12 protein-coding genes are annotated in these 13,298 nt (G+C 51.7%); 11 read left to right on the top strand and 1 reads right to left on the bottom strand.

Annotated elements, in window-relative coordinates; translation table 11 throughout:
* The first annotated feature begins 25 nt into the window (after nucleotides 1–25).
* From JI741_RS02205 to JI741_RS33000, 3 genes are all read left to right on the top strand, one after another.
* The gene (locus JI741_RS02205) at nucleotides 26–1,879 is read left to right on the top strand and encodes an FAD-dependent oxidoreductase (protein ID WP_202006965.1); all 1,854 of its coding nucleotides are present in this window, start codon (nucleotides 26–28) and stop codon (nucleotides 1,877–1,879) included.
* Between the two features lie 93 nt (nucleotides 1,880–1,972).
* Entirely contained in the window at nucleotides 1,973–3,205 is a 1,233-nt protein-coding gene (locus tag JI741_RS02200) for an MFS transporter (RefSeq protein ID WP_202006964.1), read from the top strand.
* A 51-nt stretch (nucleotides 3,206–3,256) separates the two neighbouring features.
* A complete protein-coding gene (locus JI741_RS33000) occupies nucleotides 3,257–3,394 on the top strand; it encodes a CGNR zinc finger domain-containing protein (protein WP_202008086.1) in 138 nt (45 codons plus the stop codon).
* Here JI741_RS33000 and JI741_RS02190 read toward each other — a convergent pair.
* A complete protein-coding gene (locus JI741_RS02190) occupies nucleotides 3,391–4,116 on the bottom strand; it encodes a GNAT family N-acetyltransferase (protein ID WP_202006963.1) in 726 nt (241 codons plus the stop codon). The two genes, JI741_RS33000 and JI741_RS02190, sit on opposite strands and share 4 nt — an antisense overlap.
* A gap of 65 nt (nucleotides 4,117–4,181) precedes the next feature.
* On the opposite strand from JI741_RS02190, the gene JI741_RS02185 reads away from it, so the two are divergent.
* From JI741_RS02185 to JI741_RS02150, 8 genes are all read left to right on the top strand, one after another.
* Nucleotides 4,182–4,532: a DUF7674 family protein gene (locus tag JI741_RS02185; protein ID WP_202006962.1), complete on the top strand. Its 351-nt coding sequence runs from the start codon at nucleotides 4,182–4,184 to the stop codon at nucleotides 4,530–4,532.
* A gap of 116 nt (nucleotides 4,533–4,648) precedes the next feature.
* Complete coding sequence (kdpF, locus tag JI741_RS02180) at nucleotides 4,649–4,753, top strand: K(+)-transporting ATPase subunit F (RefSeq protein WP_202006961.1); 105 nt, start codon at nucleotides 4,649–4,651, stop codon at nucleotides 4,751–4,753.
* 75 nt (nucleotides 4,754–4,828) lie between these two features.
* Nucleotides 4,829–6,523, top strand: a complete 1,695-nt coding sequence (kdpA, locus tag JI741_RS02175; RefSeq protein WP_202006960.1) for a potassium-transporting ATPase subunit KdpA — start codon at nucleotides 4,829–4,831, stop codon at nucleotides 6,521–6,523.
* Between the two features lie 20 nt (nucleotides 6,524–6,543).
* Nucleotides 6,544–8,610, top strand: coding sequence for a potassium-transporting ATPase subunit KdpB (gene kdpB / locus JI741_RS02170; protein ID WP_202006959.1), 2,067 nt, complete (start codon nucleotides 6,544–6,546; stop codon nucleotides 8,608–8,610).
* Nucleotides 8,611–8,623: 13 nt separating this feature from the next.
* Complete coding sequence (locus JI741_RS02165) at nucleotides 8,624–9,187, top strand: K(+)-transporting ATPase subunit C (protein WP_202006958.1); 564 nt, start codon at nucleotides 8,624–8,626, stop codon at nucleotides 9,185–9,187.
* Between the two features lie 36 nt (nucleotides 9,188–9,223).
* Nucleotides 9,224–10,303, top strand: a complete 1,080-nt coding sequence (locus JI741_RS02160; protein WP_202006957.1) for a porin — start codon at nucleotides 9,224–9,226, stop codon at nucleotides 10,301–10,303.
* A gap of 116 nt (nucleotides 10,304–10,419) precedes the next feature.
* The gene (locus JI741_RS02155) at nucleotides 10,420–11,544 is read left to right on the top strand and encodes a sensor protein KdpD (protein WP_202006956.1); all 1,125 of its coding nucleotides are present in this window, start codon (nucleotides 10,420–10,422) and stop codon (nucleotides 11,542–11,544) included.
* Entirely contained in the window at nucleotides 11,541–13,256 is a 1,716-nt protein-coding gene (locus JI741_RS02150; RefSeq protein ID WP_202006955.1) for a sensor histidine kinase, read from the top strand. Before JI741_RS02155 ends, JI741_RS02150 begins: the two co-directional genes overlap by 4 nt.
* Nucleotides 13,257–13,298: the final 42 nt, after the last annotated feature.

Genomic DNA, 13,298 nt, shown 5'->3' with positions numbered 1-13,298 from the left:
ACTTCGATTTTACGAAACGATCATCATGAAAGTAAAACATATAATCTTTATCCTGACCCTGTTTGCACACGGCGTGGCCTTCGGGCAATACGACCTGGTGATTGTGGGTGGCACACCTGGCGGAATCATGGCCGGCATCTCGGCCGCTCGCCTGGGCAAGACGTCTGTCATTCTGGAACGCACCAACCACATCGGTGGTCTGCCTGCCAATGGACTCGGCGCAACCGACATTGCCACACGTGGCGCCACCACGGGATTGTTTTCAGAGTTTATCGGCCGTGTGAAAAAATACTATGTCACGACCTATGGCGAGAACTCAAAGCAGGCGAAAGATTGCTCCGACGGATTTCACTTCGAGCCAGCCGTGGCCGAACGCATCCTGGAACAAATGCTGGCCGAACACAAAGACAAAATCACCGTGCTGAAAATGCGACAGTTTGATGCGTTTCAGAAAAATATCACGCTGCGCAACGACGGCATAGAAGCCATCCGCATCCTGAATCGTGAAAGTCAGGCACAGGAAGAATATACCGGAAAAGTTTTTTTGGACGCTACCTATGAAGGCGATCTGGGGGCTGCAGCCAATGTTCCGTTCCGTTTGGGACGCGAAGGACACGACGAGTTTAACGAACCCGGTGCAGGCATCGTTTATAAATATTGGGGCGGCGCAGAAGGAGAAGGTACAACGTTGCAAGGTGACAACGCCGTGCAGTCCTATAACTATCGGCTGTGTCTTACCAATCAGGCTTCGAACCGCGTGGAAATAAAAAAACCGGCCATGTACAACCGCGATGAATACGTTTCGCTGATCAACGACGTGTGGACAGGCCGACACACCGGTGTGCAGATGCTGGGGGTTACAGAAGCCATGCTCGAAGAAAACCGGAAGCACATTGCAAAAGGCAACCCTTCCAAGATACCCGGCGATGTGTGGGGCATTGCGCGCATCACCAACATGGTGAGCTTGCCCAACGAAAAAACAGACGGCAACAATCAACATATGGCATTCATCTCTACCGATCTTCCGGAAGAGAACTGGCCCTGGCCAACGTCGGGCTGGGCATGGCGCGACGCATATGCACAGCGCTTGCGTTCCTACATCGAAGGACTTTTCTATTTTGCCCAGAACGATAAGGAGTTGCCGCAACATTTCCGCAAGGCCGCAAAGGAGTGGGGCTTTGCCAAAGATGAATATACCGACAATGGAAACTTTCCACGGCAGGTCTATGTGCGCGAAGGCCGACGCTTTGAAGGTGAATATTTTTTCACAGCAAAAGATGCCACCGCCGTCACGCCGGGTCAACGACCTCCTGTGCACGCGGGCAGCATCACCGCCAGCCACTACGCGCTCGATTCGCACGCGGTGCGCAAGCGCGAACCCAATCGCATTCACCTCGACGGATTTCTCAGCTACCCGTCACAAGTCTATACCGTTCCCTTTGGCGTGATGGTCCCGAAAATACTGGACAACCTGCTTCTGCCCGTTCCGGTGTCGGGAAGTCACATCGGCTTCTCCACCCTGCGCATGGAGCCCTGCTGGATGGCCATCGGTCAGGCGGCTGGCACTGCGGCGGCATTGGCTATCGACAAAAAAGTGAAAGTGAGAAATGTGGACCTGCGTGATCTTCAGTCAAGCTTGCTCGATCAAAGTGCTACGCTGTTGTATTACAAAGATATTCACGCCGGCGATCCCGATTTCAAGATGGTTCAAGTGCTCGGTTTGTTGGGCTATCTGCCTGCATGGGAAGCGAGACTGAACGACGCCGTTGATGCGCCCACGCTTTTGCTTTGGGAAACCCTCAGCCATAGCAAACTCGCGGCCGAACCCGGCAAGACCAGCCGCAAAGACGTGCTTCAATTCCTCTACAAAAATCTTTAACAACTTTTCACGGTTGAATTTCTCAATCGGCATCGCGTGTTGTGAATCGCTCACAACACGCGATGCAGACTGGAAAAGAAATGCCTTTTCGCTATGGAAGAAAAATCAGTTTTGAAACAAGTGCTGCAGGCACCCGTCATTATTGCGGCCCTTGGCTATTTTGTCGACATCTACGATCTCCTGTTGTTTAGTATTGTTCGCGTGCCCAGTCTCAAAGCGCTGGGGTTATCGGGCGATCAGCTTTTACGCGAAGGCATTTTTCTAATCAACGTGCAGATGGTGGGGCTGCTCACGGGCGGCATTTTGTGGGGTGTGTTGGGCGACAAGAAAGGACGGCTCTCGGTGTTGTTCGGTTCCATTCTTCTGTATTCGCTTGCCAATTTTGCGAATGGATTTGTGACCGACGTAACGCAGTATGCCGTGCTCCGGTTCATTGCGGGCGTGGGTTTGGCTGGAGAGTTGGGTGCGGGCATAACGCTGGTGGCGGAGATTTTGCCCAAACACATCCGCGGCTATGGCACGACACTGGTGGCGTCGGTTGGATTGTTTGGTGCAGTGCTGGCCTATGTGGTGGCAGCGAACACTGACTGGCAGGTAGCCTATTGGGTTGGCGGCGGACTCGGACTGTCGTTGTTGTTGTTGCGCTATAGCGTGGCCGAGTCGGGCATGTTTGAGTCGGTAAAAGAAAAACAAAAACAGGTGTCGCGCGGAAATTTCTTCCTGTTGTTCTCCAATGCCGGGCTGTTTCTGAATTATCTCCGGTGCATCTTCATCGGGTTGCCCATCTGGTTTGTTATTGGCATCCTCATCACCTTCTCGCCAGAGTTTGGTGTTAGTCTTGGATTGCCAACGCCTGTGGATGCGGGCAAGGCAGTGATGTTTTGTTACATCGGCTTGTCGCTGGGCGATCTCGTTAGCGGCTCCATCAGCCAGCTGCTGAAGAGCCGGAAGAAAGTTGTTTTGTTATTCATCGGGCTCACACTATGCGCCATCGTGTTCTATCTCACGCAGGGAAAATTGTCATCGCCCGTGTTTTATGCGAGCTGTGTTTTTCTGGGATTTTCCATTGGCTATTGGGCCTTGTTTGTGACCATCGCCGCCGAGCAGTTTGGCACCAACATCCGCGCGACCGTGGCCACCACGGTTCCCAACTTTGTGCGCGGCACAGTGGTGCCCCTCACCATGTTGTTCGAGTACTTACGCACCCAGCAATCTATGGTGGCCAGTGCCGCATGGGTCGGGGGAGGCACGCTGATCATCGCACTCCTCGCGTTGTGGAAGATGAAGGAGACATTCGGGAAGGAATTGGATTTCGTGGAACATTAGGTCTACGAGTTGTTGCGTCCGATAAACTTCACCGGGTGAAGCAATGCCTTAATAGCGGCTGGCTTTTTTTGGATACTGCTAAAAAACGAAAAACGGAAGTGGTGCAGCATGCAGCATTGCGGCAGCAGTGGGAAGGCATTGGAGTATTATTACCGGAAGAAAAAAGAAAAGGATCGGTCTGTCTTTTAAGAAATCTTTTCCGGTTTCACATCATAGCGCATCGCGGTGCAAAGACAAAACTTCCTTCCCGTCCGTTTCAGGATGTCGTGATTCACGCATAGTTCACAACCCTTCCAGAATTTTTCGTCGCGTGGCATTTCCGAAAACACGGTAGGATAAAACCCAAGCTCGGTGTTGATCTTCATCACGGCGACGCTGGTGGTGATGCCAATGATGTGGGCTTCGGGATATTTTTTCCGGCAAAGTTCGAACAGCGCCTGTTTCAATTTTTTGGCCAGCCCGTGATCTCTGAAGTCGGGTGCCACAATCAGGCCCGAGTTCGATACAAAGGCACCGTTGTCGAACGTGTTCATATAACAAAACCCGGCCCAGCGTCCATCGGTGTGAAGCGCGACAAGTGCGTTTCCGGCGAGCATGTGTGCCGCGATGGTTTCGGGTGAGCGTTTCCCGATTCCGGTGCCTCTGGTCGCGGCGCTTTCTTCCATGGTGGCCGCGATTTGGGCGGCAAGGTGTGTGTGATTTTCAGTAGCGATTTCAATTACAAACTGACGGTCGTCGTCTTCCATAAATTCCGTGATAGTCAAGTGCTGGATTCCTTCCAGACAACATTCATACCACAGCTCAATCCAGGTCCACGGGGCGTTGCGCCCAGCCAAAACCAACCCGTTTTCGAAAGCGACCCTTCGGAATCCGAAGGGTTGATTGGCGGCGTATTGTTCTAACGTGATCAATATCAGCGTGTTTGTGTTTCCGGCATCGCGGTTGCCAAAGGGAAGACAATTAAACGATGAAGTCTATGATTACCGAACGAATTGCCCTGGTGATGTTGGATGGCGAAGTTCCGAAAGACGCGAACGACCCGCACCACACACGCCAGTTTTATACTTCGATACAGGCTTTTGCCAATGTGTCGCTCCGGCTGTGTGAAGAAGGAAAATTCAAAAAACTCGAACAGTTTTTGGCCGTGGCCTTCAAGCTTTTCAAAGAAGGAAACGCGACGGTGAAAAACGCCGTCGTAAATGTTTACCTGTTCACCTTATCGCGATCGCTCGATCAGCAACCCGGCGCGCGCAAATGGATTGAGCCCTTCATGCCCGCCGAACTTCGGCTGGAGTATGCACGCTTGCACTACGCCAGCGGCATGTAAGCCGCCGACCACGATCACGCCTTGGAATAAAAAAATCTAAACATATAAAATTATGATGACGGTGCTCATGATCCTGCTGGGGCTTTTATGCTTCTGGATTCTCTTCAAACTTATTGATGTATTCGAAAAAATCTAAAACTATGATGATCGTATTGCTACTCATCAGCGCCGCGGTTTTTATCTATCTGCTGTATGCGCTGATCAAACCTGAAAAATTCTAAAAACAAATTTCGGATGATGCGAAAGCATATTGCTGGGCATGATCCGAATCAAGAACCTGATAAACACTTTTAAAAATGAATTCTGAAATTTTAGGCATCGTAGTGCTTTTCATCCTCACCGTCGTGCTGGCCATTCCATTCGGGCGTTATTGTGTGAAAGTCTTTAAGAATGAAAAGACCTGGCTGGATTTTCTGGCACCGGTAGAAAACTTTGTATTCAAAGTATGCAGGATAAACCCAAACCAGCCCATGGACTGGAAGGAAAACCTGAAGGCATCGCTCACGCTGAACCTCATCTTTTTTGTGTGGGCGTTTGTGATCCTGATCACGCAGGCATGGCACCCGTTCTGGAATCCTGATGGCATTGGTAACATGGAACCCACCACGGCCTTCAACACGGCGGTGAGTTTCATGACCAATACGAACCTGCAACACTATAGCGGTGAAACCGGCGCAACGTATCTCACGCAGCTTCTGGTGTTTTGTTTTCTGCAGTTTGTGAGTGCCGCTACGGGCATCGCGGCCATGGCTTCCATTTTCAAAGCCATCGTTCAACGGCAGGCTTCGGACCTTGGAAATTTTTACCAGTTGTTTTTGAAAAGCTGCACGCGCATTCTTCTTCCGCTGTCCATCGTCATCGCCCTGTTTCTGGTGTTGAGAGGAATGCCATCCACATTTGAAGGCGCCGCGCAAGTGGTGACGCTGGAAGGCGATACCGTGAATGTTGCGCGTGGCCCTGTGGCGCCGATGGTCACCATCAAACAGGTGGGAACGAATGGTGGCGGATACTTTGGTCCAAACTCCACACACCCCTTCGAGAACCCTGACTACATCACAAACTTTGCCGAGAACTTTGCCATCATCATCATTCCCATTGCACTCATCTTCGCCTTTGGGTTCTACATCGGCAAACCAAAAGTGGGATATGCGTTCTTCGCGGCCATGACGGTGGTGTTTCTCGCGTTCGTGTTCATCACGGTTCATTTTGAATCGCAGGGGAATACGGAGCTTGCAAAAATGGGAATCGACAATTCGTTGGGTGCAATGGAAGGAAAGGAAGTTCGCATCGGCTCGGCGGCCAGCGCATTCTGGGGTGTGTCCACTACGTCAACGTCAAACGGCTCGGTAAACTCGATGCACGACAGTCAAACGCCACTCTCGGGTGGTGTATATATTCTGGACATGATGATCAACGCCATCTATGGTGGCGTGGGCGTGGGGTTCATCAACTTCTTTGTCTTCGTCATCATCGCGGTGTTCATCTCCGGGCTGATGGTGGGACGAACGCCTGAACTGTTTGGCAAAAAAATCGAGGCCAAGGAAGTGAAGATCGCCGCCCTGGTTGCCATACTCCATCCTTTTCTGATTCTGGTAGGCACGGCCATTGCCTCACACGTGCAGGCAAACCAGGCCGATATTGGTTGGCTGGCGAATCCTTCCTATCACGGGTTCAGCGAGATGTTGTATGAGTTCACCTCGTCGGCCGCGAACAACGGATCCGGATTCGAAGGACTTGGCGATGCCACGCCATTCTGGAACATCCTGTGCGGACTGTGTATGATGTTTGGCAGGTTCATCCCCATCATCGGCCCCCTGGCCATTGCCGGATCGCTGGCCGCTAAAAAATATGTGCCCGAAAGTGCTGGAACGCTCAATGTGGAGAGTCCGGCGTTTGTGGCGGTGTTGTTATCGGTCATCATCATCATTGCCGCCCTTTCGTTTTTCCCGGCGCTGGCGCTTGGGCCGATTGCTGAATACCTGTCGATGTAATTTTCTAAATCTTATCAACCATGAGTAAACGCGAAAAAAAAGATATACGCCTGTTCGAACCTGCGCTTGTGAGCGAATCGATCAAGCAATCGTTCATCAAGTTGAGCCCCCGGCTCATGATGAAAAACCCCGTAATGTTTTGTGTAGAGATCGGAACATTCATCATGTTGTTTGTGTCGGTCTATTCGTTTACGAACACCGATCAGGGAACACCTTTCTATAACATTGTGATCTTCCTGGTGCTGCTGGTCACCCTGCTGTTTGCAAACTTTGCCGAAGCCATCGCCGAAGCCCGTGGCAAAGCGCAGGCCGACTCGCTCCGGAAAACCCGCGAAGAAACACCAGCCAAAATCATCCTGGACAACGGAAAGGTATCCACAAAACCATCGAGCCAGTTGAAAAAGGGCGACGTGTTTCTGTGTGAGACCGGCGACATCATTCCTTCCGATGGAGAAATTATCGAAGGCATTGCCACGGTCGACGAAAGCGCCATCACCGGCGAGTCGGCCCCGGTGATCAGGGAAGCGGGCGGCGACAAGAGCTCCGTCACCGGGGGAACAAAAGTGTTGTCCGACAAAATCAAAGTGCTGGTCACAACCCAACCCGGCGAAAGTTTCCTCGACAAAATGATTGCACTCGTAGAAGGAGCGAGCCGTCAGAAAACACCAAACGAAATAGCGCTCACGTTGCTGTTGTCGGGCTTCACCATTGTGTTTTTGTTGGTCACCGTCACGCTCAAACCGTTTGGAGATTATGCGAACACACCTGTGTCTATCGGTGCGTTGATCGCCTTGTTTGTTTGCCTCATCCCCACCACCATCGGGGGATTGCTTTCGGCCATCGGTATTGCGGGCATGGATCGCGCGTTGCAGGCCAATGTGATTTCGAAGTCGGGCAAGGCCGTAGAAACTGCGGGCGACCTCGACACCATTCTGCTCGACAAGACCGGCACCATCACCATCGGCAACCGGAAGGCGACAAACTTCTATGCTTCAAAAGGCATTCACGAAGACACGCTCATCGAATGCGCCACCATTGCGTCGCTGGCCGATGAAACACCCGAGGGAAAATCCATTGTGGAGCTGGCCGCTACAAAAGGTTACCGGCACCCGGCAAGCCTGGGAAATGAAACCGACTTTTCGTACGGACTGCCCAACGCAAGAATCATTAAGTTCTCAGCCGAAACCCGCACCTCGGGGATAGATTTGGATGGACGTGTGATCCGCAAGGGCGCCTATGATGCCATCCGGAAACTGGCCGAGAAAGAAGGCAAACATGTTCCCGACGAAATCAAAGCTGCCGTGGAAAGAATCTCGTCGAACGGAGGAACGCCGCTGGTGGTGTCGGAGAATAACAATGTGCTGGGCGCCATTGAACTTCAGGACATTGTGAAGCCCGGCATCACCGAGCGTTTTGCACGCCTGCGGAAGATGGGTGTGAAAACGGTGATGGTGACCGGCGACAATCCGCTGACGGCAAAATACATTGCCGAGAAAGCCGGCGTCGACGATTTTATTGCCGAGGCCAAACCGGAAGACAAACTCGAATACATTCGCAAAGAGCAGGCACAAGGTAAACTCGTGGCCATGATGGGCGACGGCACTAACGATGCGCCCGCCCTTGCACAAGCCGACGTAGGTGTGGCCATGAACAGCGGCACGCAGGCCGCGAAGGAAGCCGGCAACATGGTGGACCTCGACAACGACCCGACCAAACTCATTGAAGTGGTGGAAATTGGAAAGCAGTTGCTCATCACACGTGGCACGCTCACCACCTTCTCAATTGCCAACGACGTGGCCAAATATTTCGCGATTGTGCCGGCCTTGTTCATGGCGTCCATCCCAGCCCTGCAAGCGCTGAACATCATGCGGCTGGCCAGTCCCGAGAGCGCGATCCTGTCGGCCGTGATTTTTAACGCCATCATCATTCCCGTGTTGATTCCGTTGGCTCTTCGGGGTGTAGCCTACAAGCCCATTGGCGCGAGTGCGTTGCTTGCCCGAAACTTATTCATCTATGGCCTGGGCGGCATCGTTGTTCCCTTCATCGGGATAAAGCTGATCGACCTGGTGATTGCTCCATTACTTTAAAAAAATTATGTTTATGAAAACGCATTTGATAACCGGATTAAAAATTACAGTAGCCACCATCATACTCTTTGGTGCGATATACCCGCTCATGATCACGGGCATCGCCCGGGTGATTGCTCCCAACGGAGGAAGGGGCGAAGAGGTGAAAAAGAACGGTCGTGTGGTGGGCTTTGAGTTGATCGGCCAAAAGTTTGATGACGACAAATATTTTAACGGTCGTCCATCGGTTGTAGACTACAACGCTGCCGGCACAGGAGGTTCCAACAAAGGGCCTACCAATCCCGACTATCTCGCGCAGGTGCAGGCCCGCGTCGACACGTTTCTGGTTCACAATCCAGCGATAAAAAAATCACAGATTCCGGTCGACCTGATCACGGCTTCGGGTGGTGGATTAGACCCTCACATTTCGCCGGCGGCCGCGCGCATACAAATTCAACGCATCGCCGGTGTGCGGCATCTTGACGTTGCCAAACTGGAAGCGTTGGTAGAAGCGCATGTTGAGAAGCCAATCCTGGGCATGGGCACTTCGCGTGTTCACGTGCTGCACCTGAATATTGCGCTGGATGAATTGAAATAACGAAATCAAAATCTTTAAAAACGACAATCAGAAAAAATGAAAAATATAGTTTTATTCTTGCTTCTCGCGGTGAGTCAGGTAAGTGTTGCGCAGGAAGAATCCAAACGGTCGCCTTTCACCATCAATGGGTATGTAGAGGCTTATTATTCTTACGATTTCAACAAACCTCAAAACAACACGCGCCCGGCGTTTGTATATTCTCACAACCGCCACAACGAAGTGAATTTGAATCTTGGTTTTATTCGTGGCGCGTACAACACCGACAATGTGCGGGCCAACCTCGCGTTGATGACGGGCACCTACGCCAACGCAAACCTCGCCGCCGAACCCGGCGTGCTGAAGAATATCTATGAGGCCAACGCCGGCATAAAGCTGTCGTCCAAAAAAAATCTTTGGGTGGACGCGGGCATCTTCTCGTCGCACATCGGGTTTGAGAGTGCCGTGGGCAAAGACTGTTGGAATGTGACGCGCAGCATCCTTGCTGACAACTCGCCTTATTATGAAGCCGGTGCCAAAATTTCGTATACCACCGACAACGGCAAATGGTTTTTGTCAGGACTGATCCTGAACGGCTGGCAGCGCATCCAACGCGTGGACGGCAATTCACTGCCCTCCTTTGGCACACAGATCACCTTTAAACCAAACGCTAACGTAACCCTTAACAGCAGCACCTTCGTCGGCACCGACAAGCCGGACAGCGCGCGACAGATGCGATACTTTCACAACTTCTACGGCCTGTTTCAGATCACGAGCAGGTTTGGGTTGACCGTGGGGTTTGACTATGGTCTGGAAGAAAAAAATCCGGAAACAACGTCGACCAACACCTGGTTTTCGCCGGTGCTGATCGCGAAGTATGCCGCGAGCGAAAAAGTGACGTTGGCCCTCCGTGGCGAATACTACGATGACAAAAACGGGGTGATCATTGCCACGGGCACGGCCGACGGTTTTAGGACCACGGGTGTGTCGGCAAACGTTGACTACCAGGTGTTGCCCAACGCCGTGTGGCGACTGGAGGTTCGGAATCTCAAAAGCAAGGACGAGGTGTTTGCGCGCGGTGGCAAAGGACCATCCAAAACCGACACGTTTGTGACCACGGCCCTGGCCATAAGTTTTTAAGATATGAACACAGAAGTGCCGGAACATGGCACTTCTGTTTTAATTTGCAGAGGACTTCAATACCATCACACAAACCGCCGACTGGCGGTTAACGCGCGTGCAGACGCAAACGGAACATGGACGAAAAAGAGAAATCGGTTCAGCATTTTTTAAACCTTATCCGGAAGTCCAAACGGGGTAAGTTCAAGATATATATTGGCATGAGCGCCGGTGTGGGAAAAACATTCCGCATGTTGCAGGAAGCGCACAGCCTGTTGAAAAACAAAGTCGATATCAAAGTGGGATACATCGAAACCCACAACCGGAAGGAAACACAGGAGCTTGTGGCGGGCCTTCCCATCATTGCCCGGCGAAAGGTTTTTTATAAAGGCAAGGAACTGGAGGAGATGGATGTTCAGGCCATCGTGAACATGCATCCCGAAGTGGTGATTGTGGACGAACTGGCCCACACCAACATTGAAGGAAGCAAGAACGAAAAACGCTGGCAGGACGTGCTGGACATTCTGGACGCAGGCATCAACGTGATCAGCGCCCTCAACATTCAACACATTGAAAGTCTCTATGAGGAAGTGCACCAGATCACGGGCATCGACGTGCGCGAGCGCGTTCCCGATCGCGTCATCCACATGGCCGACGAAGTGGTGAACATCGACCTCACGGCCGACGAGCTGATCAGTCGCTTGCAGGAAGGAAAAATATACCATCCTTCCAAAATCCAGTCGGCGCTGAACAATTTCTTTCAGGCCGAAAAAATTCTCCAACTGCGCGAGCTGGCCCTGAAAGAGGTGGCGTCGCAGGTGGAACGGAAGGTGGACACTGAAGTAACGATCAATACAAAACTTCGCCATGAACGATTTGTGGCCTGCATCAGCACCAACCACGAAACGGCAAAGCGCATCATTCGCAAGACGGCGCGGCTCGCGGGCTACTACAATTCAAAATGGTATGTGCTCTATGTGCAAACCGATCGCGAGGATGCCAACCGCATAAAGCTTTCGGTGCAACGCCATCTGATTAATAATTTCAAAATGGCTACAGAGCTGGGAGGCGAAGTGATTCAGGTGAAAAGCAACCATATTCCCGCCGTTATTTCGAAAGTGGCGGAAGAAAAGCAGGTGACCACGGTGTGCATCGGCAAACCACACTTGAGGTTGTGGCAGGTGATTCTGAAGACCAACGTCTTCAACCAGCTGCTCACCAAGCTTTCGGATTCGGATATAGACTTAGTGATTCTATCATGACAATCAAAACCAAAGTATCGCTTGGCGTGGCGTTTCTCTTCGCGGTGATTATCGCCATCGGCGGCATGGGGCTGTATTATTTACAATCGTTGTCCACAGACGCGCAAAACATTCTGAAAGACAATTACGAAACCCTGGAGTACACCAAAAAAATTCTGGAACAAAGCGATAGCCTGCATACCGATTCGCTGCGTGCCTTCCGTGAAATGGAAAGCAGTCTGCGACTTCAGGAAGAGAATGTGACCGAAGCCGGCGAACGGGAGTTGACACACACCTTGCGCGAAGTGTTTGAACGACTAAAACATTATCCTATTCAGGAGGCGGATGTGGTGACGCTGCGAAGCCTTTGCCTGGCCATCCAGGAGTTGAACATGCGCGCCATTATCCGAAAAAACGAACTGACACAGCGCACCGCCAGCAATGCCTCAACCTATCTCATTGTTATTGGCACACTCTGCACGTTGGCGGCGTTCACGTTCATTTTAAATTTTCCGGGCTACGTGGCCAATCCCATTGCGCAGCTCACCCGCAGCATCAAGTCGATTGCCAACAAGAAATATGAAGAACGTCTTCACTTCGACCGGAAGGATGAATTTGAAGAGCTCGCCGGCGCCTTTAACCAAATGGCCGAAAAGCTGGATGAATACGAACACAGCAACCTCGCCAAGATCCTGTTTGAGAAACGCCGCATCGAAACCATCATCAACCGCATGACCGACCCGGTTATTGGTCTCGACGAATCGAACCGGGTGATCTTTGCAAACGACCGGGCCATCGACTTGTTGAGCCTCAGCCGCGCCGACATCATTGACCAGTATGCGCCCGACGTAGCCGTGAACAACGACTTGTTTAGAAGCCTCATCAAGCATGTTGACAAGAGCAAAGACGCCGCGTCGGTGAAAGCCGTGGTTTCTGGCAAGGAAAACTACTTCACAAAAGAAAGCATCGACGTGAGCTTTGTTGCCACAGGCGAGAAGGAACGGCTGAACCTGGGACGCGTGATCATGTTAAAGAACGTGACGTCCTATAAAGAACTCGACCTTGCCAAGACCAACTTCATCGCCACCATTTCGCATGAGCTAAAGACACCACTGGCGTCACTTCAGATGTGTGCAAAACTTTTGATGGACAGTCGCGTGGGTTCGCTGAATGCCGAGCAAACCAGCATCACCAAAACGTTGGGCGACGAGGTGACGCGACTTTCCAAAATCACAAACGAATTGCTGGACCTGTCGCAGGTGGAGACGGGCAACATCAAGCTGAATAAAAATCCCGTCACGCCGGGAGCTATCGTTGATCTCGCTTCCGAAGCGGTGAAATTTCAGGCAGAACGGAAACACGTGGCGGTCAAGGTTTCCATTGAGCCGGAAACAATTTCCTTTGCGGCCGACCTCGACAAAACCACGTGGGTGCTGATCAATTTTCTCACCAACGCCATTCGCTATAGCCCGGAGAATGGAACGGTGCAGGTGCGTTGCCGGATCGCGAATGGCAAAATAAGTTTCGCGGTGGAAGACAACGGACCGGGCATCGAAGAGAAATATATTAAACGACTCTTCGAAAAATTTTTTCAAGTGCCGGGCACTCCTTCAGGAACAGGGCTTGGGTTGGCGATTTCAAAGGAGTTTATTGAGGCGCAGGGGGGAGAGATTTATGCGCGAAGCCAACCGGGGCACGGCAGCACCTTTGTGTTTGAATTGCCGTTAATGTGAGGTGAATTAATTAAAGCGAACCGAAAAGCGAGGTCGCCTTTC

This window comes from Chryseolinea lacunae (assembly GCF_016735595.1).
Lineage (GTDB): Bacteria > Bacteroidota > Bacteroidia > Cytophagales > Cyclobacteriaceae > Chryseolinea > Chryseolinea lacunae.
This window is presented reverse-complemented; position numbering and strand designations above follow the sequence as displayed.